The sequence below is a fragment of the Microbacterium sp. XT11 genome (assembly GCF_001513675.1).
Taxonomy (GTDB): Bacteria; Actinomycetota; Actinomycetes; order Actinomycetales; family Microbacteriaceae; genus Microbacterium.
The window spans coordinates 249,707-274,660 of record NZ_CP013859.1 but is presented as its reverse complement, the minus strand read 5'-3'; the positions used below and the strand labels follow the sequence as shown (position 1 = coordinate 274,660).

24 protein-coding genes are annotated in these 24,954 nt (G+C 70.5%); 8 read left to right on the top strand and 16 right to left on the bottom strand.

Annotated elements, in window-relative coordinates:
• Positions 1 to 2: 2 nt before the first annotated feature.
• From AB663_RS01410 to AB663_RS01395, 4 genes are read right to left on the bottom strand one after another with little or no spacing between them, the layout of a single operon-like run.
• A complete protein-coding gene (locus tag AB663_RS01410) occupies positions 3 to 2,102 on the bottom strand; it encodes a glycoside hydrolase family 2 protein (RefSeq protein ID WP_067194895.1) in 2,100 nt (699 codons plus the stop codon).
• Positions 2,103 to 2,104: 2 nt separating this feature from the next.
• Positions 2,105 to 3,013, bottom strand: coding sequence for a carbohydrate ABC transporter permease (locus tag AB663_RS01405; RefSeq protein ID WP_067194893.1), 909 nt, complete (start codon positions 3,011 to 3,013; stop codon positions 2,105 to 2,107).
• A gap of 2 nt (positions 3,014 to 3,015) precedes the next feature.
• Positions 3,016 to 3,933 (bottom strand): carbohydrate ABC transporter permease, encoded by a 918-nt coding sequence (locus AB663_RS01400; protein WP_067194891.1) that lies wholly within the window; start codon positions 3,931 to 3,933, stop codon positions 3,016 to 3,018.
• Between the two features lie 7 nt (positions 3,934 to 3,940).
• Positions 3,941 to 5,308, bottom strand: a complete 1,368-nt coding sequence (locus AB663_RS01395) for an ABC transporter substrate-binding protein (protein ID WP_067194889.1) — start codon at positions 5,306 to 5,308, stop codon at positions 3,941 to 3,943.
• Positions 5,309 to 5,474: 166 nt separating this feature from the next.
• On the opposite strand from AB663_RS01395, the gene AB663_RS01390 reads away from it, so the two are divergent.
• The 4 genes from AB663_RS01390 to AB663_RS17720 all read left to right on the top strand — a co-directional run bounded on the left by AB663_RS01390 (position 5,475) and on the right by AB663_RS17720 (position 8,969).
• Positions 5,475 to 6,482 carry a LacI family DNA-binding transcriptional regulator gene (locus AB663_RS01390; protein ID WP_067194887.1) on the top strand — a complete coding sequence of 336 codons (1,008 nt, stop codon included), beginning with the start codon at positions 5,475 to 5,477 and terminating at the stop codon, positions 6,480 to 6,482.
• Between the two features lie 220 nt (positions 6,483 to 6,702).
• Positions 6,703 to 7,719, top strand: a complete 1,017-nt coding sequence (locus tag AB663_RS01385; RefSeq protein WP_067194884.1) for a pyridoxal-phosphate dependent enzyme — start codon at positions 6,703 to 6,705, stop codon at positions 7,717 to 7,719.
• Between the two features lie 270 nt (positions 7,720 to 7,989).
• Positions 7,990 to 8,775 (top strand): hypothetical protein, encoded by a 786-nt coding sequence (locus AB663_RS01380; protein ID WP_198147900.1) that lies wholly within the window; start codon positions 7,990 to 7,992, stop codon positions 8,773 to 8,775.
• Positions 8,772 to 8,969, top strand: coding sequence for a hypothetical protein (locus AB663_RS17720; RefSeq protein WP_083511043.1), 198 nt, complete (start codon positions 8,772 to 8,774; stop codon positions 8,967 to 8,969). Before AB663_RS01380 ends, AB663_RS17720 begins: the two co-directional genes overlap by 4 nt.
• 357 nt (positions 8,970 to 9,326) lie before the next feature.
• On the opposite strand, the gene AB663_RS01375 is transcribed toward AB663_RS17720, so the two are convergent.
• A complete protein-coding gene (locus AB663_RS01375; protein WP_067194878.1) occupies positions 9,327 to 9,923 on the bottom strand; it encodes a hypothetical protein in 597 nt (198 codons plus the stop codon).
• A 278-nt stretch (positions 9,924 to 10,201) separates the two neighbouring features.
• Between AB663_RS01375 and AB663_RS01370 the strand changes: the two genes are divergently transcribed.
• Positions 10,202 to 12,763, top strand: a complete 2,562-nt coding sequence (locus tag AB663_RS01370; protein ID WP_067194875.1) for an SdrD B-like domain-containing protein — start codon at positions 10,202 to 10,204, stop codon at positions 12,761 to 12,763.
• A gap of 147 nt (positions 12,764 to 12,910) precedes the next feature.
• The gene (locus AB663_RS01365) at positions 12,911 to 13,120 is read left to right on the top strand and encodes a DUF488 domain-containing protein (RefSeq protein ID WP_067194872.1); all 210 of its coding nucleotides are present in this window, start codon (positions 12,911 to 12,913) and stop codon (positions 13,118 to 13,120) included.
• Here AB663_RS01365 and AB663_RS01360 read toward each other — a convergent pair.
• The 4 genes from AB663_RS01360 to AB663_RS01345 form a co-directional block, all read right to left on the bottom strand.
• Positions 13,099 to 14,496, bottom strand: a complete 1,398-nt coding sequence (locus AB663_RS01360) for an MFS transporter (RefSeq protein ID WP_067194870.1) — start codon at positions 14,494 to 14,496, stop codon at positions 13,099 to 13,101. The two genes, AB663_RS01365 and AB663_RS01360, sit on opposite strands and share 22 nt — an antisense overlap.
• Before the next feature lie 110 nt (positions 14,497 to 14,606).
• On the bottom strand, positions 14,607 to 15,725 hold the full coding sequence (locus tag AB663_RS01355) for a carboxylate-amine ligase (RefSeq protein WP_067194866.1): 1,119 nt from the start codon (positions 15,723 to 15,725) through the stop codon (positions 14,607 to 14,609).
• 8 nt (positions 15,726 to 15,733) lie between these two features.
• Entirely contained in the window at positions 15,734 to 16,000 is a 267-nt protein-coding gene (locus tag AB663_RS01350) for a DUF7218 family protein (protein ID WP_067194862.1), read from the bottom strand.
• A gap of 122 nt (positions 16,001 to 16,122) precedes the next feature.
• The gene (locus AB663_RS01345) at positions 16,123 to 16,350 is read right to left on the bottom strand and encodes a CsbD family protein (RefSeq protein ID WP_067194859.1); all 228 of its coding nucleotides are present in this window, start codon (positions 16,348 to 16,350) and stop codon (positions 16,123 to 16,125) included.
• Between the two features lie 285 nt (positions 16,351 to 16,635).
• Between AB663_RS01345 and AB663_RS01340 the strand changes: the two genes are divergently transcribed.
• Positions 16,636 to 17,013: a hypothetical protein gene (locus AB663_RS01340; protein ID WP_232304598.1), complete on the top strand. Its 378-nt coding sequence runs from the start codon at positions 16,636 to 16,638 to the stop codon at positions 17,011 to 17,013.
• A 19-nt stretch (positions 17,014 to 17,032) separates the two neighbouring features.
• Here the strand turns inward: AB663_RS01340 and AB663_RS01335 are convergent, their stop codons facing one another.
• Complete coding sequence (locus AB663_RS01335) at positions 17,033 to 17,380, bottom strand: hypothetical protein (protein WP_067194852.1); 348 nt, start codon at positions 17,378 to 17,380, stop codon at positions 17,033 to 17,035.
• A 313-nt stretch (positions 17,381 to 17,693) separates the two neighbouring features.
• Between AB663_RS01335 and AB663_RS01330 the strand changes: the two genes are divergently transcribed.
• The gene (locus tag AB663_RS01330; RefSeq protein ID WP_067194849.1) at positions 17,694 to 18,179 is read left to right on the top strand and encodes an FBP domain-containing protein; all 486 of its coding nucleotides are present in this window, start codon (positions 17,694 to 17,696) and stop codon (positions 18,177 to 18,179) included.
• A 58-nt stretch (positions 18,180 to 18,237) separates the two neighbouring features.
• Here AB663_RS01330 and AB663_RS01325 read toward each other — a convergent pair whose 3' ends face one another.
• The 6 genes from AB663_RS01325 to AB663_RS01300 all read right to left on the bottom strand — a co-directional run bounded on the left by AB663_RS01325 (position 18,238) and on the right by AB663_RS01300 (position 24,945).
• Positions 18,238 to 19,077 carry a PaaX family transcriptional regulator gene (locus tag AB663_RS01325; protein ID WP_067194846.1) on the bottom strand — a complete coding sequence of 280 codons (840 nt, stop codon included), beginning with the start codon at positions 19,075 to 19,077 and terminating at the stop codon, positions 18,238 to 18,240.
• Positions 19,074 to 20,294, bottom strand: coding sequence for a kynureninase (locus tag AB663_RS01320; protein ID WP_067194844.1), 1,221 nt, complete (start codon positions 20,292 to 20,294; stop codon positions 19,074 to 19,076). Before AB663_RS01320 ends, AB663_RS01325 begins: the two co-directional genes overlap by 4 nt.
• A complete protein-coding gene (locus AB663_RS01315) occupies positions 20,291 to 21,277 on the bottom strand; it encodes an amidohydrolase family protein (protein ID WP_067194841.1) in 987 nt (328 codons plus the stop codon). The genes AB663_RS01320 and AB663_RS01315 overlap by 4 nt, the downstream gene beginning before the upstream one ends.
• Complete coding sequence (locus AB663_RS01310) at positions 21,277 to 22,128, bottom strand: tryptophan 2,3-dioxygenase (protein WP_067201927.1); 852 nt, start codon at positions 22,126 to 22,128, stop codon at positions 21,277 to 21,279. The genes AB663_RS01315 and AB663_RS01310 overlap by 1 nt, the downstream gene beginning before the upstream one ends.
• A 76-nt stretch (positions 22,129 to 22,204) precedes the next feature.
• Entirely contained in the window at positions 22,205 to 23,914 is a 1,710-nt protein-coding gene (locus AB663_RS01305; RefSeq protein WP_067194838.1) for an amidase, read from the bottom strand.
• Complete coding sequence (locus tag AB663_RS01300) at positions 23,914 to 24,945, bottom strand: agmatine deiminase family protein (RefSeq protein WP_067194835.1); 1,032 nt, start codon at positions 24,943 to 24,945, stop codon at positions 23,914 to 23,916. Before AB663_RS01300 ends, AB663_RS01305 begins: the two co-directional genes overlap by 1 nt.
• Positions 24,946 to 24,954: the final 9 nt, after the last annotated feature.

Here is a 24,954-nt window from a genome sequence, read left to right as displayed (position 1 = left end):
CGTCACGCCGTCGTGTCGCGCGCGCCCCTGCGGTTCGGCTGCTCGACGGGCGCTGCGTCGAGGAACGAGCGCGCGATCACCGTACCCGCGGCGTCGACCGCCCACAACAGCAGTCGCCCCGCCGCCGCACGCGCGGGAACGGAGAGCCTCGCCGCATCGGAGAGCGTGAACGGGAGCGCGTCGATCGGGGCTGTCGAGGCCTGAGCCTGAGGGAGCGACTCGGCGTCTCCTCCCGCCCTGACCCAGGCGGCGTGGACCGTCGCGCGCACGGCGTGCCGCCCGTGATGGGAGATGTGCACATCGAGGTCGAACGCGTCGACCGGCGTGGCGAGATCGGCCCCGGCCCGCGCGGGGATGAGGTCGAGGACGAGCACCGTGTCGGCGTTGACATGGGCGGGTACGCATCCGCCCCAGTCCTTGGCGCGACGGTCCTCGGTGAGGAGGCCCGCGCACTCGTGTTCGACGTCGGAGAACTCGGTGTACACGTAGCCGGAGTAGCGGTCGTGGCGGCGCAGCTCCTGCGTCTCCCACCGCAGGTGCCAAGCGCGTTCGAGGCTGGTGAAGCCCTCCCCGTACTCGCTGTTGAGGATCGGCACGCCGGTGCGGGGGAACGACTCCGCGCCGTAGAACGACTTGTCGACGATGAAGTCGGGGCCGAGCCGCACGGGGAAGGCCTCCCGCACTCCTGCCGCGAGGTCCGCGATCGTCTGCTTCCACGTCGCGATGTCGGGCTCGTAGTAGTGCCAGTCGACGAGGTCGCTCTTCACGTGAGCCCAGCCCGAGTTCTCCACGATGGGGCGCGTGTCGTCGATGGCCCGAAGCAGGTCGTATGCGCGCACCGCGGCTTGGGCACGCTCCGTGCTGCCGGGGATGTCCCAGTCCAGGCCCCACTCCTCGTTGTACAGACCCCAGATGACGATGCTCGGGTGATTGCCGTCGCGCTCGACCATCGCGGGGATCTGCGCTTCGAAGGCCGCGGCGGACGTGTCGGAGAAGCGGCTGGGACAGGCCGGCTCCGCCCACACCAGCGTGCCGGTCACGTCGGCCTCGTGAAGCCAGATGGGGTCCTCGAACTTCAGATGCTTGCGCACGAGGTTGTAGCCGAGCTCCCTCGCCAGGGCGATGTCGCGTCGAAGAGCCTCGGCGTCGGGGGCCGTCAGGCCGGTCCGCGGCCAGTAGCCCTGATCGAGCACGCCCCGCACGTACAGGCGCGAGCCGTTCAGCCACAGTTGCTCGCCGCGGGCCTCGATGCGGCGGAGCCCCGTGGTGGCGATGACGCGATCGACGAGGTCGTCGTCGCCTGTGACCACCTCGACGCGGTACAGGTACGGCTCTTCCGGAGACCACAACCGCGGCTCGGCCAGTGCGATTCTCCCTGACGCGCGTCCGCCGGCATCCGAGGTCAGCGCGATCTCGCCGCCGTCGCCGGCATCCGCGTTCACGACCCGCACCCGAACGGGGACGTCGGAGACGCGGTCGCCCAGCAGATCGACCGTCACGTCGATGCCGGTCAGGCTGTCGCCGCGCAGCGTCACCGTGCGGGCGTAGGTGCGCCCGCGAGCCTCCAGCCAGACCGACTGCCAGATGCCGGAGGTCGGCGTGAACGAGACGCCGTCGTAATCGTCGCGCGGGATCGAGCGCTGCTTGCCGTGCACGATCTCGCGCTTGTCGGCGGGAGCGTCGACCTCGACGGTCAGCTCGGATTCGACGCCGGGTGCGAGGGCGTCGGTCACGTCGAACTCGAAGGAGTCGTAGCCGCCGACGTGCTCGCCGACGACGGTCCCGTCGATCCGGACGACGGCGCGGTGGTGCACGGCGCCGAAGCTCAGCACGATCCGCCGCCCTGACCACTCGGCGGGAGCGGTGACCCGGCGACGGTACACGCCGCGCTCGAGCCAGGTGAGCGCGACGCCGGAGGCCGCGGTCTCCCAGGCGAACGGCACCGTGATGGTGGTCTCGGTGCCATCGGCCTCGAACGCCCACCGGCCGTTAAGGGTCAGCCAGCGCTCGGAGCGATCACGATCGGGCCGGGGGTACTCCGGGCGGGGCACCGCCTCCTCGTCGGAGGAGACCAGAGGCGGGATGGTGGTGGAGAGGGACACGTTCAGCCTTTCACGCTGCCGGCGAGGATGCCGTTGATGAAGTGACGCTGGAGCACGATGAAGAGCACCAGCAGGGGGATGAGGGCGATGGAGCTCGCCGCCAGGAGCTCACCGGTGACGGTCGCGTAATCGGCGCCGATCCGGTTGCCCGTGATGTTCTGGGCGAGCGTGGACAGCACGACCTGGAGGGTCGCCATCCGGTCGGAGCTGGCGACGACGACGGGCCAGACGAAGTCGTTGTAGATGTTCATGATGGTCAGCACAGCGAGGCCGGCGAGCCCAGGGCGGATGACCGGGAGGATCACGCGCCAGTAGATGCCGAACTCGCTCGCGCCGTCGACCCGCGCGGCGTCGAGCAGCTCATCGGGCACGGCGGTGATGACCTGACGCATCCAGAAGATGGCGAACGCGTCGATCGCTCCCGGCAGGATGAGGGCCTGATACGTGTTGACCCAGCCGAGCGCCTTCATCTCGAGCAGCAGGGGGATGATCAGCACGATCGTGGGCAGCATCAGGGTGACGAGCACGGCGCCGAAGATGAGGTTCTTGCCGAGGAAGTCGTACTTCGCGAAGGCGAAGGCCGCCAGCGGGGCGAAGAACAGCGTGATGCCGCCCTTGATCACCAGCACGATGCCGGTGTTGAGGAACCCGCTCGCGATCGGCACGTCCTGGAACATCGCGAGGAAGTTCTGCAGCGTGAACGTCGACACGTCGAAGCCGAGCGGGTCGCGGATGATGTCGTTCGGCTGCTTGAACGACGACACGATGGCCCAGGCCACCGGAGCGAGGAACGCGATCAGCAGCAGCATCAGGAACGCGTGGCTGCCCAGTCTCAGGCTCGGGCGATGCCGTGGACGCTCGGCGGCGGGTGCCGGTGCGGCGGCGACGGGGCGGGTGAGGGTGTCGGTCATCGTCAATCCTTCGCTCTCAGCAGTCGCACGAAGAACAGCGAGAGCACCATCACGAGGATCACGAGCAGGAAGGAGTTCGCCGCTCCGGTGCCCAGGTCGCCCCTGGTGATGTGGTTGTAGAGGTAGTAGCCCGCCGTGGTCGTGGAGTTGTACGGACCGCCCTGCGTCACCACGAACGGCTCCGCGAACATCTGGAAGACGGCGAGGGTCTGCAGGACCACGGCGAACATGATGGTGCGGCGCAGCAGGGGCACGGTGATGCTCCACAGCTGGCGGAGCTTGGTCGCGCCGTCGAGCTCGGCCGCCTCGTACATCGACTGATCGATGGACTGCAGGCCGGAGAGCAGGATGATCACGATGAAGCCCGTCGTCTTCCACAGGAAGAGCAGCGCGAGCGTCGGCTTGGACCACGCGCTCGTCGTGAGCCACCCGATGTCGGGCAGCCCGAAGACCCCGAGGATCGCGTTGACCGCCCCGTATTGCTGGTCGAACAGCACCACCCAGATCTGGGCGACCGCCACGAGCGGCGTGACGAACGGCACGATGAAGGCCACACGGTAGAGGCCGCGCAGACGGAGCTTGGCCGAGTTCAGCAGCACCGCGACGAGCACGGCGAGCACCACCTGGATCGGGACGATCAGCAGCCAGAGGATGGCCGAGTTCCCCAGCGAGTTCCAGAACGCTTCGCTGGTGAGCAGGTAGGTGTAGTTGCCCCAGCCGACCCACTCCGCGGCGCCGGAGCCGCGCCAGTTCGTGAAGCTCAGCCGTGCCGTGAAGATCAGCGGATACACGCTGAACGCGAGGAAGATCGCCACGAACGGCAGCACGAAGAGGTACGGAGCCGATCGTCTGCGCAGCCGCGCAGCGCTCGGTCGTCGCGTGCGCCGCGGCGCCGCGGAGGGGAGGGTGGAGATGGTCATCCGCTCGTCACTGCCTGTCGATGAGGTTGGTCTGGATGCCTTCGCTCGCGCTGCTGACGACCTCGGCGGGGGTGAGGTCTCCGTCGAGCATCCGCTGCAGGTCGGCGCCGAGGTAGTCGACGGCTCCGGTCCACCATGACGGAATCGACGTTCCGCTGGGGATCTGCGCCCCCGCGGTGGTGGCGACCTCCCAGAGATCCTGGCCGCCCAGCGCCTCGATCGGCTGGAAGAGCGGGGTCGCCGGGTCGGCGGCGGGCAGGTAGGCCGGGATGGAGGTGTTCAGACCGGTCGGGTAGACGTCGTTGACACCCCACACCGCCCGGTAGCCGGCTTCGTCGTACATGAGGAACTCGTAGAACAGCCAGGCCAGCTCGGAGTTCTCGCCGTCCTTCGGGAGCACGAACGACGATCCGCCCATCGCGCCGCTGCGGGCGCCGCCCTCCTCCCAGGCGGGGAGCTCCATGGCGCGCCAGTCGCCGCTGGTCTCCGGCAGGAGCTGCTGCGGTGCGAAGTCGAACCAGATGGCCCAGGGGTAGAACACCTGGTTGCCGTTCTCCAGCTCGGCGATGTCGGTGGGGTTGAGGTACTCGGCGCGAGTGCCGAGGCCCTCGGACTGCACCGTGTCGAGGAAAGTGAGGATCTGCTCGTACTCGGGGCTGTCCAAACGCAGGTCGCCATCGGCATCCGCGATCGACGTGCCGAGCTGGCTGGCGAACATCTCCAGCTGGAGCTGGCCGAGGAAGGCCCCCTGCTCGAGGTGGATCGGCTTGGCGCTCGGGACGGCCGCCTTGTACGCCCGGGCGGCGGCGAGCAGGTCGTCGTAGGTCTCGATCGCCGAGACGTCGACGCCCGCGGCCTCGAGCGCCGTCGCGTTGTAGAACAGCAGACCGGGGTTGAGGTCGTACGGCACCCCGTAGATGCCGCCGTCGACGGTCGTCGCATCGATCTTCTGCGGGGCGATGTCGTCGACGTACGGGGCGAGCACGTCGCTGAGGTCCCACAGGTAGTCGACGTAGCCGCTGACGAGGGCGTCGTCGAGGAAGACTCCGTCCGGCACGTCGGTGCCGGTGATGAGGGTGTTCTGGAGCTTCGAGTTGATGTCGACGGCCTCGTGGTGCACGGTGATGCCCGGGTACTTCTCGGTGAAGTCGTCGATGACGGCGTCGAAGACCTCGTACAGGTCGCCCGAGCGGTCCCAGATCGTGATCTCGCCCTCGGGCTGATCGGTGGTCGGGGCCTTGAGCAGGTTCGAGTCGGACTCGCCGTCGGCGCCGCCGCTGATCTCCGGGCCGCAGGCCGTCAGGGCCAGCGCGGTGACCGCGACCGCGCCGACCGCGGCGAGACGGGTGCTGCGTCTCTTCATGATGCGGTTCATGGACACTCCTTTGTGTTGTTCGAGCTTTGTGTTGTTCGAGCTCGTGCTGATCGATCTCGTATCGAGTCGTGCGTTCGTGTTTCGGGTGTGCTGCGTCGCCGGCTTTGCCAACGTGTGCAAAACACTACCGCACGTTTGCCGACGTTGCAAAAGGTAAGATGACGCCATGCCCGCCACGCTCCGCGATGTCGCACGCCACGCCCAGGTCTCGGTGCGCACCGTGTCCAACGTGGTGAGCGGCTACGCACATGTGAGCGAGCGGATGCGGGCGCGCGTGCTCGCCGCGATCGACGAGCTCGACTACCGGCCGAACCCCGTGGCGCGCACCTTGCGAACGGGGCGCACCGGCATGCTCGCGCTCGTGGTCCCCGAGATCGACGTGCCCTACTTCAGTGAACTCGCCCGCGACGTGATCGAGGTCGCCGCCGAGGTGGGCTACCGGGTGATGATCGATCAGACCGGGCATGACCACGAACGCGAGAAGCAGCTGCTCACCGGCGAGGACCGCACGATGCTCTTCGACGGACTGCTGTTCAGCCCGCTCGTCACCAAGGCGGAGCTGCTCGACATGCCCGGCACCACGCGGATGCCGTTGATCCTGCTCGGCGAGCACGAGTTCGACGGCCGCTACGACCACGTCGCCATCGACAACGTCGCCGCAGCGCGCGACGCGGTGAATCACCTCATCGCGACAGGGCGCACCCGCATCGCTGCGATCGGCTCGCAACCCCAGGAGGAGTACGCCACCCCGCTGCAGCGCTCCGCCGGGTACGAATCGGCGCTCGTCGACGCGGGGATGCCGTTGCGCCCCGAGTACGCCGTGACCGCCGCCCACTACAGCCGCCCCGACGGATACCGCGCAGCGCAGCAGCTGCTCGCGCTGGAGGACCGTCCGGATGCGATCTTCTGCTTCTCCGACCTGCTCGCGATCGGCGTGATGCGCGCGGTCTTCGACGCGGGACTGCGCGTGCCGGAGGACGTCGCCGTGATCGGGATCGACGATGTGGAGGAGGGGCGCTTCGCCCGCCCGTCCCTGAGCACGATCTCGCTGGACACCCCGTTCATCGCCAGGGAGTCGGTGCGCCGCATCCTGGAGCGGATCGACGACCCCGAGCTCCCCGCGACGGAGATCGTGGCACCCCACAAGCTCATCGTCCGGGAGTCCACGGCGTAGCCGGGACGGTCGCTGCCGCCGGGCGACCCTCGGAGCTACGAGTGCGCGGCCGACCGCTGGGCCCGCCTGAGCGCGGCCGGCGTGTTGCGATCGTCGCACTCGCCGGGATACAGTTCCTCTGTGTCCCTGACGTGTCGTTGTTGTCGCTGAGCATCCGCTCGCCTTCGACCGACCCTTCTCCCTGCGCGCATGCCGCGCGCACCGACGTCAGGAAACCCCCGTGCGCTACGCCCAGCACATCGCCGACCTCGTCGGCCACACGCCCCTCGTCCGCCTGAACGCCGTGACGGAAGGCATCCGCCCGACCGTCCTCGCGAAGGTGGAGTACGCCAACCCCGGAGGTTCGGCCAAAGACCGCATCGCGGCCGCGATCATCGACGCGGCGGAACGCGACGGCCATCTCCGCCCCGGCGGCACGATCGTGGAGGCCACCAGCGGCAACACCGGCGTCGGCCTCGCCCTCGTCGCCCTCCAGCGGGGGTACCGCATGGTGTTCGTCGTCCCCGACAAGTTCGCCGGTGCCAAGGTCGCGACCCTGCGAGGGTTCGGCGCCGAGGTCGTGATCACCCCGACGAGCGTCGAGCCTTCCGACCCGCGTTCGTACTACAGCGTCGCGGCGCGGCTCGCAGCCGAGATCCCCGGAGCGTTCAACCCCAATCAGTTCGCGAATCAGAACGGCCCGCGCGGACACTTCGAGACGACCGGCCCCGAGATCTGGGACGACACGGACGGGCGCGTGACCCACTTCGTCGCAGGCATCGGCACGGGCGGCACGATCAGCGGCACCGGGCGGTTCCTCAAGCAGGCGAGCGGGGGAGCCGTTCGCGTGATCGGCGCCGACCCCGAGGGGTCGATCTATTCCGGGGGTCCCATCCACGGGTATCACGTCGAGGGTGTGGGCGAGGACTTCTTCCCGCAGACGTTCGACGCGAGCGTGGTCGACGCGTACGAACGGGTGTCGGATGCCGAGTCGTTCGCGATGACCCGTCGGCTCGCCGCGGAAGAGGGGCTCTTCGTCGGCGGTTCGAGCGGCATGGCGGTGGTCGCCGCGCTGCGCACGGCCGCAGCCCTCACGGAGGACGATGTGGTGGTCGTGCTCCTCCCCGACCACGGCCGCGGCTACCTCGACAAGCTCTACGACGACGCATGGCTCCGCGAGCGCGGGTTCGCGGCGCCGGAGCGCTCCGAGCATCCGGCCGTCACCGAGGTGCGGGCGTTCCTCGCTTCGGCGGACTGATCTCATCGACGAGGCGCGCACCTCATCGATGCGGCGCGCGCCTCGAACCCTCTCGGATTCTGCATGCGTTCGCTCATTTCGTGCGACGGCGGGATTCGCCGGATGGGGCATCGCCCCTCGCGTGATGAGGTTGCAGTATGCCGGTCGGCACGATCGGCTGCGCGGCTCGGTTCCGGCGGAACGCACGCAGTTCCGACGCCGGCCCGCATCGGCTGACCGGACTCCGCGATAGATTGGCGATTCCGGCTGGGGAGCGGAGGGGAGATGTCGGTGAACGCACGTGTCCTCACGCTCGCCGCCTCACGCGGGCGACGAACCGTGTACAGCTTGACCGGCGTGGAGGGTGCGCGCCGGCTGTCGGCCAACGTCGAGGTCACGCCCGCAGACCCGCAGCGCTTCCGCGCGCGCCTCCTGTCCGTGCCGCTCGACACGGTCGCCTACGAAGAGCTGTCGGCTGCGGCGTTCTCGATGACCTCAGCGAGCACGCAGGAGCTGGTCCGCTTCATCGAGGTGCAGGGCGGCGTGCTCCACTTCGACGATCCCGACCGCCCGCCGCTCCGACCCGGCGAGATGACCGCCGTCGACACCGGAGCGCCCTTCCGTCTGCGCGCCAGCGAGGCCGTGCGCCTCGCCACCCTGGTCGTCCCGCGTGCCGCCTTGCGGCTCCCCGCCGTGCTCCCCGGAGACCGGTTCCTCGCGCCGATCACCTCGCCGCTGCGGGCCGCGTGGTCGTCGTTGGTCCGGTCGCTGGGCGTATCCGCTCCCGATGACGGCACCCGCGACGCGGAGATCCTCGCGCACGCGATCATCGGCTTGACGCGGGGCCTGCTCACTCCCGACGCACTCCCCGAGGAGGAACCCGCGGCCGCCGTGGTGCGCCGCGCACGGGCCATCATCGAGCGTGACTACGCCGACCCGTCGCTCGGGCCCTCGGCGATCGCAAGGGCCGTCGGCGTGTCCGAGCGCCGGCTGCATCGGCTCTTCCGGACCGAGGACCTCACCGTCGCGCAGAGCATCGCAAGCGACGTGCCGAGGCGGCGGAGCATCGGCTCCTGACGACGACCGACGCGTTCGAGGCCGTCGCCGCCCGCGTGGGCTTCGGCTCTTCGGACTCGGCGCACCGCGCCTTCCGCGCCTTCCACGGCACGTCGCCCGCTCGGTACCGCGCCCTCCATCGGCCGTCTGCGACAGTGGAGTCGCACAATCTGCCAGAAACGACCGCATTTCCCGTCGACCCCTCACAGACGTGAGGTGGCGCGATCCGGTCACGCCATGCTGAGCGGGGCCGGACCCTCCGTGCGACGCTGCGGCGTGCGCGCCTCCGGCACCGAGGATGCCGTGCCGCGGCGCCCTCGCGGGAAACCTCGCTCACCCCTGATGTCTTGACGGGAGACACTCGTGTCGCTTTCCATCGCACCGCGTTCGCGCGCCAGAGCCCTGGCGGTCTGGCTCGCCGGCGTCCTCACCGCCCTGCTCATCGTCACCGGACTGGGCGCGCCCGCGCTCGCCGCAGGCGGCGAGGTCTCGGTCTTCCCTGTCGACTCGGGAGCCAGCCACAACGGCACGCCCGTGCTGACCGAGGGCGGGAGCGATCCCTTCCAGCTCGGCTACGGCAGCATGGACGACGGGGCCGTGGTCGCGATCGAGCTGCCCGACGGCATCACCATCCCCGCATCCGCACTGCAGGTGCCCGCGGGCAACACCGCCGTGCGCTCGCTCGCGATGGATGACGCGGGGCGCCTCGTCGTGACGTTCATGGATCCGTTCCCCGGCAACGTCAGCCAGGGTGTGCTCGACCTGAGCTTCACGGTCGACGCGGTCGAGTCCTCGCAGGCGCGCGATCTGGTGTGGGTGGTCGACGGCGAGACGACGACCCAGCGCATCATCGTTGTCGAGCCGGGCGACTTCCCGCAGAACACGACGACCTGGGCGAACAAGACCGCCGGCCAGGTCTCGATCCCGCACTCCGTCGTCGACGGCGAGGTCGTCATCGACCCGGCAGCGCTCGAGGCCGAGATCCCGTACACGATCACCGTCTCCAGCGCCGATGCCCGTGACGTCTCGATCGGCGACGTGCTCGGCGACGATCTCGTCTTCGTCGACGGCTCGCTCTCCGGCTCCCGGGTGATCCGCGACGAGAACGGGCTGAACCCCGTGAACACCGCTCTCAGCGGCCTGCCCGAGATCTCGGGCACCTCGTTCACCTACGACTTCTCCGCCGAGGCGAACTCGGTGTACACGTTCACCTACCGGGCGCGGATCGCCGACGCCGCGGCGCTCGCCGGCCATCCGCGACCGGCTGCAGGAGTCGTACGACGCGGTCGACAAGCTCGACGGGGGCTCGTACTCCGTCGCCCTGACGAACACGGCGACGATCGATGGGCAGGAGTATTCGACCAGCACCCGCATCTCGGGCACCGTCGCCGGTCAGCCACGCCCCGGCACGGGCGCCGCGTTCACCAAGTCGGTCGACCCGACAGCCGTGGCCCTGCAGGAGCAGCTGCCGGGCGGTGCGACGCTCGGCGAAGGCATCCCCGTGACCTACAAGCTCGGCGCCGACCTCACCGTCTTCGCCGACTTCGCCGATGGCCCCTTCGCCCTGAACCGCAACGTCGTGATCCGCGACGCGCTGTCGGACCAGATCTCGTGGAACGTCGACGACGCCGACTTCCTCGTGCTCACCGATGCCGACGGCACGCGGATCGCGCTCGAGCCCGCCGCTGGTCTGACGGGAGACATCGAGTCCGCGATCGCGGCGGACGACTACGTCAACACCTACGCCGTCTCCGGACGCTCGCTGTACGTCAACATCGGCAAGGACGTCACCGCCGCCTACACGCTCACGGCCGCGGCGACCATCACGGCGCTGCCGTCACGGCCGGCATCCGAGACCGTGTACGAGTCGCAGTACCGGGTCGACAACACGGCGTACTTCGTCTACGCCGAGAACCGCTACGAGACCAAGGGCGTCTCGACCTCGATCAGCGTGCCGAAGGACACCAGCGCGGGCGTCGACGACCCGAGCCGCTTCTCCAAGCGCGCTCCGGCTGGACCGATCACGGTGACGGCCGGCACGTCCGCCACGGTGCCGTTCACCTTCACGATCGGCGCGGGCGTCGGCGACGCCGCCTCCTCGCGGATCGTGGACCTGATCGACCACTCGGTGCTCGACGTCTCCGAGGAGACGCTGCCGCAGATCGCCGCGTCGATCTCGGGACGGTACGAGTGGAACTACCCGCTCGACGGCGACACGTTCGACCTGTCGATCGACGCCGACGGCAACCTCGTGATCGCGCCGAACGCCGCCTTCCCGAAGAACGCCGAGTGGGGCGCGGCCGCGCCGCAGCCGCTCACCGGCACCTGGAACATCACGGTCGAGATCCCGACCCACGTGGTGCAGGGCAAGCAGACCATCGACGTGACGAACGCCGCGCGCTACGAAGGCGACGGGCAGGAGATCGTCTACACCTCGCAGGCCCGCGCGACGGCCACCAGCTACGGCAACGAGATGGAGGTGCGCAAGCAGGTGTACGACGCCGCGGGCGACGCGTTCACCGGCAACCTGAGGGTGGGGCTCGACGCCGACGGCGCGCTGCTCACCGATGAGTTCATCTACCGCGTCGAGCTCCTGCCGCATGGCACGTTCACGAACATGGTCGGGGACGTCGTCGACGTGCTGCCCGCAGGTGTGGAGTTCGTCGGATTCGTCGCGCCCGGAGACGTGTCGTCGGGGCAGACGAGCGGCGACACCACCTACCAGATCCCCGGATCGAACCTCACCGCGGTCTATGACGCCGAAGCCGACACCGTGACGCTCGAGCGCGGCCGGCTCACAAGCGGGCAGACGGTGAGCCTGTACTTCAAGGTGCGGGTCGTCGACCACACCGCGAACGTGGGCATCACCAATGTGATCGGCTCGTCGGGCGCGACCATCACGCCGACGAACGACTATCCGCTGAGCCTGCTCAAGCGCGACAGCACGGATGCCGCGAAGCTCATCACCGACGCGGGCGCCCGGTTCTCGGTGCTCTCCGGCGACCAGGGCGACGTGGTCCTCACCGACCTGCGCGTCGTCGACGGCCGCATCGTCACGGCCGAGGGAGCGACTCCCGTCGTCACGGCGCCGGGCGAGTACTGGCTGCGCGAGGATGTGGCACCGTCGGGCTACCTGCGCTCGACCGAGCTCAGCCGCATCGTCGTGGATGAGGACGGCGGATCGGCCGACGTCGTGCTCTACAACACGCCGGGTGAAGACCCCGAACCCGAGAAGACCTACGCCATCGGAGACGTGACGTGGATCGATGCGGATCGCGACGGCGTGCAGGACGACGACGAAGAGGTGCTGACCGGCGTGACGGTGGAGCTGCTCCGCGACGGCAAGGTGATCGCCTCGACGAGCACCGACGAGCGTGGGCGCTACCTGTTCGACGAGCTGCCCGCCGGGGAGTACCGCGTGCGGTTCACCCTGACGCCCGAGCAGCAGAAGGTCTACACCTTCACCACGGCGGATGCCGGGGAGGACGACGCCGTGGATTCGGACGCCGACCCCGCCACCGGGCTGACGCAGACCATCGTGCTGGGGCCGGACAACACGCGGCTCACCAAGGAGTACGCGTGGGCGGACGTGAAGGCGACCGAGGGCATCGACCCGACGTGGGACGCGGGCGTCGTCGTGCGCACCTCGACCACGCCGGAGGAGCCGGGGACGCAGGAGCCGGGTGGCGACGCCGATCCGGAGGAGCCGGGGACGGAGGAGCCGGGTGGGGACGCTGACCCGGAGGAGCCGGGGACGGAGGAGCCGGGTGGGGACGCCGATCCGGAGGAGCCGGGGACGCAGGAGCCGGGTGGCGACGCCGATCCGGAGCAGCCGGAGACGCAGGAGCCGGGCGTCGGCGGCGCGGTGGACCCGAACCATCCGGGCACGCCGGGAGTGAACGAGCTGCCGCGCACGGGCGGGGCGTTCCCCTGGGGGCTCGCAGGGCTCGCGGCCATGCTGCTGCTGGCTGGCGCGTCGATCGCCTTCTGGCGCCGACGCAGCGCGTGACCGCGTCGCAGGTCTGACGACGGCGAAGGGGAGGAGGGGCGGCGCCCCTCCTCCCCTTCGAGGTGAACGGTTGTAGCGCAAGCGCAGCCTCCACGACTACGCCGACTACGCGATGTCGGCATCCTTCTCGGCCGGGCTCGAGGCCCCGTGCACCCGGCCGCGGAGCCGGTGGCGATCATGTGCTCCGAGGCCGTGTGGTGGCGCTGCCACCGCCGCATCATCGCCGACCACCTTCTCGCGCGCGGTGAAGACGTCGTGCACCTCATGCCGTCGGGTCAGCAGGTCGCGGCGTCGCTCACTGCGGGCGGGGTGATCGTCGACGGCCCGTCGGTGCGCTACCCGGCGCCGGCGGGCTGAGCCGGCCCGTCTGCGCCCGCCGCGTCTGCGGGGATGCCGCGGATGCCGATCCACGAGACGATCCCGCCGACCGCGACCAGCGTCGCAGTGACCCACGCGGCGCTGTGGAAGCCGGCGAGATCGAGCGTGCCCCCGACGATCGTCGAGATCATGGCCACGACGAGCAATCCGGCGACCCTCGCCACGGCGTTGTTGACCGCCGATGCGATGCCCGAGCGCGCCTCGTCGATCGCCCCGAGGATCGCGGCCGTGAGCGGAGCGACGGTGAGCGAGAGGCCGAGGCCCATGACGATCATGGCCGGCAGCACCTGCCACCAGTAGTCGAACCTCTCGGCGACGGTGAGGAGCAGGAGCGCGCCCGCCGCCATCACCAGCGGGCCGACCGTCATGAACAGCCGAGGGCCCAGCCTGCCTGCCCAGGCTCCGGCGCGCGAGCTGACGAGGATCATGAGGACGGTCATGGGGAGGCTCGCCAGGCCCGCGGCAGTGGCAGGGAGCCCGGCGCCCTGCTGCAGGTACACGCCGATCACGAAGCCGTTGAGCGACAGCGCCGCATAGACGAACAGCGTCGCCAGGTTGCCCCAGGCGAAATCGCGCACCCGGAACAGCCCCAGCGGCATGAGCGGGGCGGACGAGCGCTGCTGCCGGACCAGGAACAGGGCGAACAGCACCAGCCCGACCGCGCCGGGTGCCCAGATGACGGGCGACCCCCAACCGCGCACCGGCTGCTCGATGAGCGCGAACACGACCGCGCCCAGCCCGAGCGCGCACAGCGCACCGCTCCACCAGTCGACCCCCGTACCGCGCGGATGCTCGGGAAGCCGCAGCCGCGCCAGGAGCACGAGCGTCACCGCGATCGGGACGACGTTGATGAGGAAGACGAACCGCCACGACAGGAAGTCGACGAACACGCCGCCGAGCAGCGGCCCCACCAGCTGCGCGGCCGTCGTGAACGCGGTCCACACGCCGATCGCGCGCGACTGCACGTCGCCGCGCATGGTGGCGGTGATGAGCGCCAGCGAGCTCGGCACGAGCAGAGCGCCCGCCGCGCCCTGCACGGCGCGCGCGACGATGAGGGTGAGGGGATCGAACGAGGCCGCGACCGCCACGGATGCGACGCCGAACCCGATGAGGCCGATGCGCATGACGAGTACGCGCCCGTAGGCGTCGGAGAGCGAGCCGGCGAGCAGGATGAGAGCGCTCAGCGTGATGAGGTACGCGTCGACGACCCACTGCTGCGTGATGATGCCGCCGCCGAGATCGCGGCTGATCGCCGGCAGGGCGACGTTGACGACCGTTCCGTCGAGGAAGGTCACGAAGGATGCCAGGATCGCGACAGCGATGACCAGACGCTGAAGGGGCGCGAAGGTTGCCACAGCCCGACCCTACTGCGGGCCACCCCCACGGCGGGCCGATCCCGGCGGTCTCTCCGCCGCTCCGTCCTGACACCGCTGCCGACCTGCCACGGCGGGCCACTCCGTGCCGGTCACGCGTCCATGCCGGCGCGGTAGAGGTCGCGGAGGGCGTCGACGCCGCCGCTCGCATAGGCTCGCCGCTGACGTTCGGCTCCTGTGCCGTCTGCGAGGATGCGCTCGAGATGCTGCGCCACGAACTCCCTGTCGCCGAACTCGTCGAGGACGGGACCGAGCAGGTCGAGCATCCGCCTGGCCACCGTGCGCGCCGCAGCGATCTCGTCCGATGCGGGGTCGATCACCGAGGCGTCGAGGCCGTGCCGTGCCGCGGCCCACAGGGCGGCGTCGATCTCGTCCATCCGCTGCTCGCCGCCGGCTGCCGGCGTGTCGGAGTAGGCGACGGCCCGCGTGAGGAGGGCGGCGAACACGCTGTCGTCCGCAGTGAGCTGCGCGTCGAAGACCCGCGCCTCGACGGTCGGGTAGCGCTCGGACAGGCGCACGGCCCAGGCGAGCGACGACGGCTCGGTGATGGCTCCGAGCGCGACCAGCCGCTCGACGCGCGCGTGATAGTCGGCCGCATCGCGGAACTGCGGAGGGCACCACGACGTCGGCAGACGACGGATGATGATGTTCCGCCAGCTCTCGAACCCGGAGTGCCGTCCCCGGGCGAACGGCGCGTTCACGGTCATCGCATGAAGCAGCGGCAGCCACGCGCGCAGCCTGTTCAGGGCATGCACGCGCTGCTCCTCGTCGGGCACCTCCACGTGGACGTGCAGGCCCTGCACCTGATGCTCCCTCGTGATCTCGCCCAGGTGCGCTGCGACGGCGTCGTAGTGCGCGGAGGGCGACACGACGACGCCACCCGCGGAGACGAAGGCCGTACCAGACGGGGCGGCGGTGCCGCGGTGCGTGGCGGCGTGCGCGGAGGCGACGGCTCGCAGAGCCCGCACCTGCTCGCCGGCATCCGCCGCCGTGTGCGCCGGTTCGGTGATGCACTCCAGCTGGCAGGTCAGATACTCGGCCACGACGGAGCCGCGGGCGTGCTCGTCGGAGATCCGCTCCCGTTCCCCCTCACCCATCGCGAGCGGGATGAGAGTGGAGTCGTCGAGGAGCACGAACTCCTCTTCGATCCCGAAGCGCGCAGTGCCGTCGGCGCGTTCCGCGGTGGTCGCGGACGCGGGGGGAGCGCCCACCCGGCGCCCTAATGGTCTCTCAGAGCCGAGATCAGCTCGGCCTTGCGCATGCTGCTGTAGCCGGAGAGACCCAGCTCCTTCGCCCGCTTCTTCAGCTCGTCGACCGTCCAGTCCTCGTAATCGCCGTGTTCACCGCCGCGGCGGCCGACCGTGCTGCGCCCGTCGCGCGCCGCCGCGTTCGAGATGCGCGCGGCCTTCTCCTTCGACGCGCCGTCGTCCCGAAGCTCCTCGTAGAGCTCGGGATCCTTCAGCGAGCTGTTCCGTCGTCCTGGCATGGTCCTCCGCCTTCCTGTCGGCCCTGTCCTTCCTGTCGGCCCTGTTCGCGCGGCCGCCCTCACCGGGACGACCGGCCCCGTCCGTGCGGCCGCCCCGGATCGGGACGGCCGCACGGGACAGCTCAGTGCTCGAACGCGTCGCGCGCGTTGCGACCGGCGTCCTTCAGGCCGTCGCCCGCGTCCTTCGCGGCGTCCTTCACATCTTCTGCGGCCTGCTTGGCCGAGGCCTTGGTCTGGTCCATCCGGCCCTCGTTCTCGAGGTGCTCGTTGTCGGTGGCCTTGCCGACACCCTCCTTGACCTTGCCGGCCATCTTCTCGGCAGCGTTCTTGATGTCGTCTCCGACGCTCATGTCGTGCTCCTCTCCTGAGTCCTCGATGGAACGGGTCCACCCTCGCATCGCACGGGCGCCCCGGCCACGGGATTGACACGGCACCACGTCGTCGCTACACGCGCGCAGTGCGGGCGCGGTGCGCGAAGGGCGCGGGCGCAGTGCGCGCGGGGCGTGGCGGGGCGGGGCATGCGGCGGCCATCGACGCCGACGTGCCGGAGGACTACTCTGGCGTCAAGCGGGCGGTCCCGCCCGCCGACTCGACGACGGAAGCGGTGTGCGATGGACTCGATGATGATGGGCGCCATGTCGAAGAACATGCTGTCGATGCCCGACACGGCGATGATGGACATGGCCGTGATGCAGGCCTGCATGGACGCCTGCGCGGCGTGCGAGCAGGCCTGTACGGTGTGCTCGACCCAGATGATGGACTGCGCGCCGGCGTGCATGAACTGCGCCGACATGTGCAACACGATGATGCGCGCGATGATGCGGATGCAGGGGATGACGCCCGCGTCGATGATGGCGATGCTCGATGCCTGCATCGCGATGTGCCAGACGTGCATGGACATGTGCATGACCCACGCCGATCACAGCGACGTGTGCCGCATGTGCGCTCAGTCGTGCCAGGCATGCATGGACGCATGCTCCGCCATGAAGGACATGCTGCGGGCCGCGGCCTGAGCCGAGGCCGGGAGCGGTCTCAGACCGCGGCGACGTTGAACTGCGTGCGGCCGACCGCCAGCACGCCGTATTGCTCGTGCAGGGCGACGGGCGTGCCCTCTGACGCCTCGAGTGCGGCACCGGAGCCGTTCCACAGCGCGTGCGCCGCGCCGTCGAGCGTGCGAACGAGCAGGTCGCCGGTCACGGCATCCGCCTGCTCGACGATGCCGTCGATCCAGCCGGCCGGGGTCGCCGACGCGAGGCGCGCCTGGATCAGGTGCAGCGCGTGTCCGGCCGCGAACGACGAGCACGTCCCGCCCTGTGCGCACATGCACGCCGCACGCTCTCGCACCGGGAGGGGCGACAGGCGGTTCAGCGGCGTGGACACGGGTTCTCCTTCGTCAGACGCGACGGCGTCGCGATCGTTCAGGCAAGAGTAGGTCGCGCTCGCGCCGGACAGAAGGCGAGGCGACACGCGACGAAACAAAGGAGTAGTATCGTGGGGTGCTGTCGTCGATGAGCGCCCCCGTGGCGCGGAACGGAGCCGCAGGCGCGTTCAGCGCCGCGGGCAGAGGCTGACCATCGGCCGGAGGCGGAACTCCCGTCCCCGGTGATCCGTCATACCCGGCATCCGCTCCGGTCGGATGCCGCTTCCCTCATCGACCCGCCGTTCCGGCGACCATCACGAAAGCGACCGCATCATGCGTCCCATCGACGAGCGCGCCATCCGCGCCTCCTTCATCAACGCCACCCGCAAGGAGGTCTCCGCCCTCATCCTCCCCGCCGGCTTCGCCGATCTCGATTTCGAGAAGCTCGACTTCCTCGGCTGGACCGACCCGAAGGCCCCGCGCCGCGCCTATGTCGTGGCATGGCGTGACGAGGAGCTCGTCGGCGTCCTGCTGCAGCGCGCCGAGCAGCGGGTGCTCGCGCGTGCGCAGTGCACGTGGTGCGAGGACGTCACGCTGCGCGCCGACGTGCAGCTCTACGTCGCACGCAAGGCCGGCCCGGCGGGGCGCAAGGGCGACACCGTCGGCACGCTCACGTGCGCCGCGTTCGAGTGCTCGCACAACGTGCGCAAGCTGCCGCCGCTCGCGTACCCCGGCTACGACCGCGAGCTCGCGCGCGAGCTGCGCATCCTGAAGCTGCAGGAGCACGTGTCGGCGTTCCTCGGCGCGGTGGCCGGCTGACGCCTGCCCGGGTTTCGAGTCGCATGATCTGCCCCGAAATCGCCCGGGAAGGGGCAAGTCATGCGACTCGAAGGTCGAGGGCGACCCGCCGCACGTGAGCCAGGGCCTGCTCGGCGAGCGCAGCGGAAAGGCGGTCGAACGTCTCGATGCTGCGCGCGCCGGGCCAGTCGGGCGGAAGCATCGACGGCGGGAGCCCCGGATCGACGTACGGCAGCACCCGCCACGCGTCGATCAGGCGCACGTAGGCCGCGAACGGCTCATCGGGCAGCGCGGCGAGCGAGCTCTGGAACGCCACATGCTCCCGCCGCAGGGACTCCAGGTCCCACCAGGCCGCGGCCGCGTCGCGCAGCGTTCCCGCGGGTGAGGGCGCAGACGCCTGGAACAGCGTCGCCCATTCGCGCGCGCCCAGCTCGGCGAGGATCTGCTCGACCTCGTCCTGCAGGTGCCCGGGGCAGATCCACAGCGCCGGGGACACGACGCCCGCACCGATCCACTGCAGTCGACGGCGAAGCTGATGCCGCACGCTGCGGGCGCTCTCCGGGATCGAGAACGACACGAGGCACCAGGGATCGGCATCCGTCATCGTCCGCACCTGGAAGATGCGCCGATCGCCGCGCTCGAGCATCGGCAGGGCCGCGGGATTGAGCCGGTATCCGCTCACCCCGTCGCGCTCGGCGAGCAGCAGCCCCTTCTGCTTCAGCCGCGTGATGCCGGTGCGCGCCTGGGCCTGCGGGATTCCGAGGTCGCCGGCGAGCGCGACGAGAACGGATGCCGGTACCCACCCGCCGAGCGGACGCAGATACAGTCCGATGACCGTCCGCAGCAGCGAGGCCGTGCTGCCGGGGCGCGCGTCGATGTCGTCGAGCACGACCTCCGGGACGCCGGGATCGGGCGTCATGACCGGCGTGCGATGGCGTCGCGCACGGCGAGCACTCCCGTCACGGTCTCGACGTGCGAGGTGCTCAGCGGCGAGAGGCCGAGGCGGATGCCGTCGGGGAAGCGGAAGTCCGGGATGATCCCCTCCGACCACAGGCTCTGCGTGACCTCACGGAAGTCCGGATGCCCGATCGTCACGTGGCCTCCGCGCGCGCCGGCGTCGCGCGGGCTGAGCAGTCGCACGCCGAGCGGCGCCAGCGCCTCGTCGTAGGCACGGACTGCCAGGTCGGTGAGCGAGAGCGACTTCGCCCGGACGCCCTCGATCGTCGCCTGCTCGATGAGGTCGAGCATCCCCTGCATCGCGAGCATCGACATGACGGGCGGCGTGCCGCTGAGCAGCTGGCGGATGTCGCCTGCCGGCTCGTACGACGGGCCCATCGCGAAGATGTCGGCGGCGCTCCACCAGCCCTGGATGGGCTGCCGCAGAAGCCCCTGGTGCTCGCGGCGGAGGTAGGCGAACGCGGGCGAGCCGGGGCCGCCGTTGAGGTACTTGTACGTGCAGCCGACCGCCATGTCGACGCCCCACGCGTCCAGCTGCATCGGGATCACGCCGACCGAGTGACACAGGTCCCACATCATCAGCGCGCCGGCCTCGTGCGCGGCATCCGTGATCGCCGGCATGTCGGCGAGGGCACCGGAGCGGTAGTCCACGTGGCTCAGCGACACCAGCGCCGTGCGGTCCGACACGGCCGCCTCGACGTCGGCGACGGTCACACCGTGCACGGGGTCGGGCTCCAGCCAGACTACGCTCATGCCTGTCTCGGCGGCCACACCCTCGGCCATGAAGCGGTCGGTGGGGAAGTTGCCGGCCTCGATCACGATCTCGGTGCGGCCCTGAGCGGCGCCGACGGCCGCGCGCATGAGCTTGTAGATCAGAACGCTCGTGGAATCCGCGACGATCGTCTGCCCGGATGCCGCGCCGAGCGTCACCGCGCCGATGCGGTCGCCCAGCTCCATGGGCAGCGCCATCCACTGCTCGTCCCACGAGCGGATGAGGCGCGTGCCCCAGTCGTGGCGGATGAACGCCGCGACCTTCTCGGCGGTGTCGCGCAGCGGACGGCCGAGGGAGTTGCCGTCGAGGTAGGCGATGACGCCGGGGGCGTCGGCGAACGCGTCGAGGTGGGCGCGCAGCGGGTCGGCGGCGTCCAGGTCGCGGGCGGCGTCGAGCAGGTCGGTCATATCGCACCTTCCAGGGGTCTGGCATCGAGCGGGTCGGAGGTCTCATCGGGCAGCAGCAGGAGCACGGATGCCGGATCGCGAGGATCGGCGGGGGTGAGCGCGCGCAGCAGCGCCTCGCCGTCGAGGCCTGCCTCGCGCAGGCGGTCGAGCTCGACCGCGTTGAGGTTGACCGGGGTGGGGCCGTTGCCCATGTCCGTGCCGTAGAGCACCGTGCCGCCGGCGGCGAGGAACCGGCGGACGTTGTCGACGGCGATGGCCCCGGCTGCGCTGTCGTGGATCGCGAGCGTGGAGATCCACGACACGGATGCCGCCTGCTCGACGATCTCGTCGTCGGTCAGCCGCTCGGTGAACGGCGCGTGGGCGAGCGTCGATGCCCCGAGCCGTGCGGCGCGCTGCGCCTGTCCGGCGCCCTCGGCGTGCGCGACGACGGGGAGTCCCTGCTCACCGGCCGCGGCGACGATCGCGCGGAACAGGTCGTCGTCGAACACCGGGCCCGCGGTGCTGTTGCTCGCGACCTTGATGCAGGATGCTCCGGCATCCGCCATCTCGGCCACCGCGCTCGCGGCATCCGCCGCCGTCGCGATCTCGCGCACAGAGCCGGCGGGCGCCCACGAGCGGTCGGACGGGTAGCCGCCCTGGGGTGTGAGGAAGGCGCCGGCGAACTCGACCGCGATCGCGGTGCGCGCGGCACGTTTCGTCTCGTCGCTGCGCTCCTCGCTCAACGACCGGGGGTCGCGATACGACAAGAGCACCGCGGGGTCGCCGCCGAGATCGATGACGCGGCCGAGCCTCGAGCCGGCGAGCAGGGCCGCGTCGACGAGCTGCAGGTGCACGTGGTGGTCGGTGAAGCCGCCGACCACCACGCCGTCGAGGCGCGGCGTCCCCGGCGCCGGCGGCTCGTCGCGCACGAGCATCCGTCCGTCGACGTCGACGAGCGTGCCGTCGCGCCACCGCTCTCCGTCGAAGAACCGGGCGGCCCGCATCAGGCGCCGATCTCCGTGCGCACCGTGTAGAGCTCGGGGAAGAACGTCAGGTCGAGCGCGCGCTGCAGGAAGCCCACGCCGCTGGAGCCGCCGGTGCCGACCTTGTTGCCGATCGTGCGGGCGACGGTCTTCAGGTGCCGGAAGCGCCAGAACTGGAAGTTGTCCTCCAGGTCGACGAGGTCTTCGCAGGCCTCGTAGAGGTCCCAGTGGTGCTGCGGATCCTGGTAGATCTCGCGGATGGCCGGCACGAGCTCCGGGGTCTCGCGATACGGCTGCCGCACGTCGCGGTCGAGGATCTCGGCGGGCACCGGCAGTCCGCGGCGGGCGGCGAAGCGCAGGAACTCGTCGTAGAGCGTCGGGCGCTCCCACTCGGCGGTGAGCAGAGCGAGGTTCGCGGGGTGGTCGCGGAAGACCCCGAGCATCTTCTCGTTCTTGTTGCCCAGTGCGAACTCCACGGCCCGGTACTGCACGGACTGGAATCCGGAGGAGTTGCCGAGAAACCCGCGGAACTGCGCGTACTCGGTAGGAGTGAGCGTGGCGAGCACCGACCACTGCTGCGTCATGACGTCTTGGATCTTCTTGACGCGCGCGATGCGCTTGAGCGCTTCGCGCAGGTCGTCGCTCGCCAGCAGCGTCCGTGCCGACGACAGCTCGTGCAGCACCTGCTTGAGCCACAGCTCGGTGGTCTGGTGCTGGATGATGAACAGCATCTCGTCGTGGTGCTCGGGCACGCTGATCGGATGCTGCGCCGAGAGCAGCCGGTCGAGCCCGAGGTACGAGCCGTAGGTCATGCGGCCGGACAGGTCGGTGACGATGCCCTCTTCGAGGGCGCGCTCGTTCTCGGTGCTCATGCGCCCGAACATATCACCATCGTGTCGCCCGTCACAATGGTGAAATGTTCGGGTATCGGCGTCGTCGCGGGGCGCCTCAGAGGCGGGGGGTGCGCGGCGGGGGAGTGCGGCGCGAGCCGGGAGCGCCGGCAGCCTCGAACGCGCACGCGAGGGCGAGCAACCGGGTGTCGTCGTAGGCGCGGCCCGCGAAGGTGAGGCCGATCGGCATCCCGATGTCGTCCATGAGCCCCATCGGCACCGTCACCGTGGGCACGCCGAGGTGGCGCACCATGAGGTTGCCGTTGGCGATCCAGGTGCCGTTGCGCCAGCCCAGGTCGGCGGATGCCGGGTTCACGTCCATGTCGGCAGGACCCACGTCGGCCACGGCGGGGAACACCACCGCGTCGAGGCCGAGCCCGTCCATCCACTGCTCCAGGTCGAGGCGCCGCGTCTCCTCCAGGCCGCGAAGCCCGTCGGCGAGCTCCGGCATATCGAGGAATCCGACGCCCGGGTTCGCGCGCACCCACGCCGGGTACTCGGCGATGTCGTCGTCGAAGCCGGTGTAGCGGTCGGGAAGCGCCCCCTGGGGATGCGGGAAGATCGTCGTGCCGTCCACGTCGGCGAGGGTCGAGAGCGCCGGGTCGCCGTTGGCCTGCAGGAAGTCCTCCCACGCCCACGCCGACAGATCGACGATCTCGCGGCGAAGGAACTCGGGTGACACCAGCCCGCGCGTCGCGATCGTCGGAGCGCCCGGCCGGTCGCCCTCGTAGTTCGAGACGACGGGGAAGTCGACCTCGACCACGGTCGCCCCGGCGGCCTCGAGGTCGCGGCGGGCGGCCTCCCAGCGCGCGATCACGGATGCGCGCGTCTCGATGCGCTGCCCGGTCGGGCCGCCGATGCCCGGATGCTCGGCCGTGCCGGCATCCGGATCCGCGTTGATGTACATGCGGGGGATGCCGATACGGATGCCGGCCAGCGACGCCGACCCCGCGATCGCCGGGTACGACGGCGGACGCACGGCGGATGCCGCCGGCAGCGGCACCCACGGCTGCGCGCGCCAGAAGTCGCCGCGGGTCTCGGCGTCGTCGGCGACGATCACGTCGAGCACCTCGAGCAGGTCGGCCATGGTCCTGGTGTGCGGCACGACGACGTCCATCGTCGGCACGAGCGGCCAGTTGCCGCGGGTCGAGATCACGCCCCGCGAGGGGGTGTAGGCGCAGAGCGCGTTGTTCGTGGCGGGCCCGCGGCCGCTCGACCACGTCTCCTCGCCGAGGCCGAAGGCCGCGAAGCTCGCCGCGGTCGCGGTTCCGGAGCCGTTCGAGGAGCCCGAGGCGAACGGCGCCGTGAGGTAGTCGGCGTTGTAGGGGCTCTCGGCGCGTCCGTAGACACCGCGCTGCATGCCGCCGTTGGCCATCGGCGGCATGTTCGTCAGCCCGAGGCAGATCGCGCCGCCCGCCCGCAGCCGCTCGATCGTGAAGGCGTCGCGCTGCGCGACGAGATCGGCGAACGCGGGGCTGCCGGATGCCGCCGTGAGCCCCTTCACGAGGTAGCTGTCCTTGGCGGTGTAGGGGATGCCGTCGAGCGGGCCGAGCGTCTCGCCGGCCGCGCGGCGTGCGTCGGAGGCTGCGGCCTCGTCGCGGGCGGCGGGATTCGGCACCACGACGGCGTTGAGCGCGGTCGCGGTGCCGGGGCCGTCGTAGGCCGCGATGCGGGCGAGGTACGCGTCGACGAGCTCGACCGCGGTCGTGGCGCCCGACTCGAGTGCGGCGCGGAGGTCGGCGATGGAGGCCTCGTACACCTCGATCATCACGCCACCTCCGCAGAGGGCTGCTGCTGCGTGATGCAGTGGATGCCGCCGCCGCGGTCGAACAGCGGACGGGCGTCGACCGTGACCACCCGGCGTCCGGGGTAGACGTCGGAGAGGATCGAGCGCGCAGCGGCATCCGCCTGCTCGTCGCCGAAGCCGCACGCGACGACGCCGTCGTTCGTGACGAGGTGGTTGACGTAGCTCCAGTCCACGAAGCCCTCGTCGTCGCGCAGCGTGGAGGGCGCGGGGAGGTCGACGATCTCGAAGCGGCGGCCGGCGGCATCCGTCTGCTGCGCCAGGTGGGCGCGCAGCTCGCGGATCACGGCGTGATCGGGGTGCTCGGGGTTCTGCTGCGCGTGCAGCAGGAGGCGTCCGGGGGAGGGGATCGTGGCGACGATGTCGACGTGGCCGTTCGTGCCGAAGTCGTCGTAGTCGCGGGTGAGGCCGCGCGGCAGCCAGACGGCGGTGGTCGCGCCGATCGTGCGCGCCATCTCGGCCTCGACGCGCTGCCTGTCGGCGTAGGGGTTGCGGCGGGGGTCGAGCTGCACGGTCTCGGTGAGCAGCACGGTTCCCTCGCCGTCGACGTGGATGCCGCCGCCCTCGTTGACGAGGGCCGAGCTGACGAGCTCCGCGCCGGTGGCCTCGGCGATGAGGCGCGCGTGCTGTGCGGCCTTGGTCCACTCCGCCCAGGCGGGTGAGCCCCAGCCGTTGAAGATCCAGTCGACCGCTCCGAGCCTGCCGTCGTCGCCGAGCACGAACGTGGGGCCGGAGTCGCGCATCCAGAACTCGTCGACGGGCGCCTCGATGATCTCGATGTCGCCGCTGAGCATGCGGCGGGCGTGGTCGAGCTCGCTCGGGTCGACGAGCATCGACACGGGCTCGAACTCGGCGACCGCGTGGGCGACGGCCGTCCAGGTGGCGTAGCCCTCCTCGCGCTCGGCGGCGCTGTCGCCGAGGGTCTGGCCCTCGACGGGGAAGGCCATCCAGGTGCGGTCGTGCCGTGCGGTCTCGGCGGGCATTCGCCACGTCATGGGGTTCTC

Coding starts and splice junctions, on each gene's coding strand:
- AB663_RS01405 (WP_067194893.1), bottom strand. CDS start 3,013: ATGACCGACACCCTCACCCGCCCCGTCGCCGCCGCACCGGCACCCGCC.
- AB663_RS01400 (WP_067194891.1), bottom strand. CDS start 3,933: ATGACCATCTCCACCCTCCCCTCCGCGGCGCCGCGGCGCACGCGACGA.
- AB663_RS01395 (WP_067194889.1), bottom strand. CDS start 5,308: ATGAACCGCATCATGAAGAGACGCAGCACCCGTCTCGCCGCGGTCGGC.
- AB663_RS01390 (WP_067194887.1), top strand. CDS start 5,475: ATGCCCGCCACGCTCCGCGATGTCGCACGCCACGCCCAGGTCTCGGTG.
- AB663_RS01350 (WP_067194862.1), bottom strand. CDS start 16,000: ATGCCAGGACGACGGAACAGCTCGCTGAAGGATCCCGAGCTCTACGAG.
- AB663_RS01345 (WP_067194859.1), bottom strand. CDS start 16,350: ATGAGCGTCGGAGACGACATCAAGAACGCTGCCGAGAAGATGGCCGGC.
- AB663_RS01340 (WP_232304598.1), top strand. CDS start 16,636: ATGTCGAAGAACATGCTGTCGATGCCCGACACGGCGATGATGGACATG.
- AB663_RS01330 (WP_067194849.1), top strand. CDS start 17,694: ATGCGTCCCATCGACGAGCGCGCCATCCGCGCCTCCTTCATCAACGCC.
- AB663_RS01325 (WP_067194846.1), bottom strand. CDS start 19,077: ATGACGCCCGATCCCGGCGTCCCGGAGGTCGTGCTCGACGACATCGAC.
- AB663_RS01320 (WP_067194844.1), bottom strand. CDS start 20,294: ATGACCGACCTGCTCGACGCCGCCCGCGACCTGGACGCCGCCGACCCG.
- AB663_RS01315 (WP_067194841.1), bottom strand. CDS start 21,277: ATGCGGGCCGCCCGGTTCTTCGACGGAGAGCGGTGGCGCGACGGCACG.
- AB663_RS01310 (WP_067201927.1), bottom strand. CDS start 22,128: ATGAGCACCGAGAACGAGCGCGCCCTCGAAGAGGGCATCGTCACCGAC.
- AB663_RS01305 (WP_067194838.1), bottom strand. CDS start 23,914: ATGATCGAGGTGTACGAGGCCTCCATCGCCGACCTCCGCGCCGCACTC.
- AB663_RS01300 (WP_067194835.1), bottom strand. CDS start 24,945: ATGACGTGGCGAATGCCCGCCGAGACCGCACGGCACGACCGCACCTGG.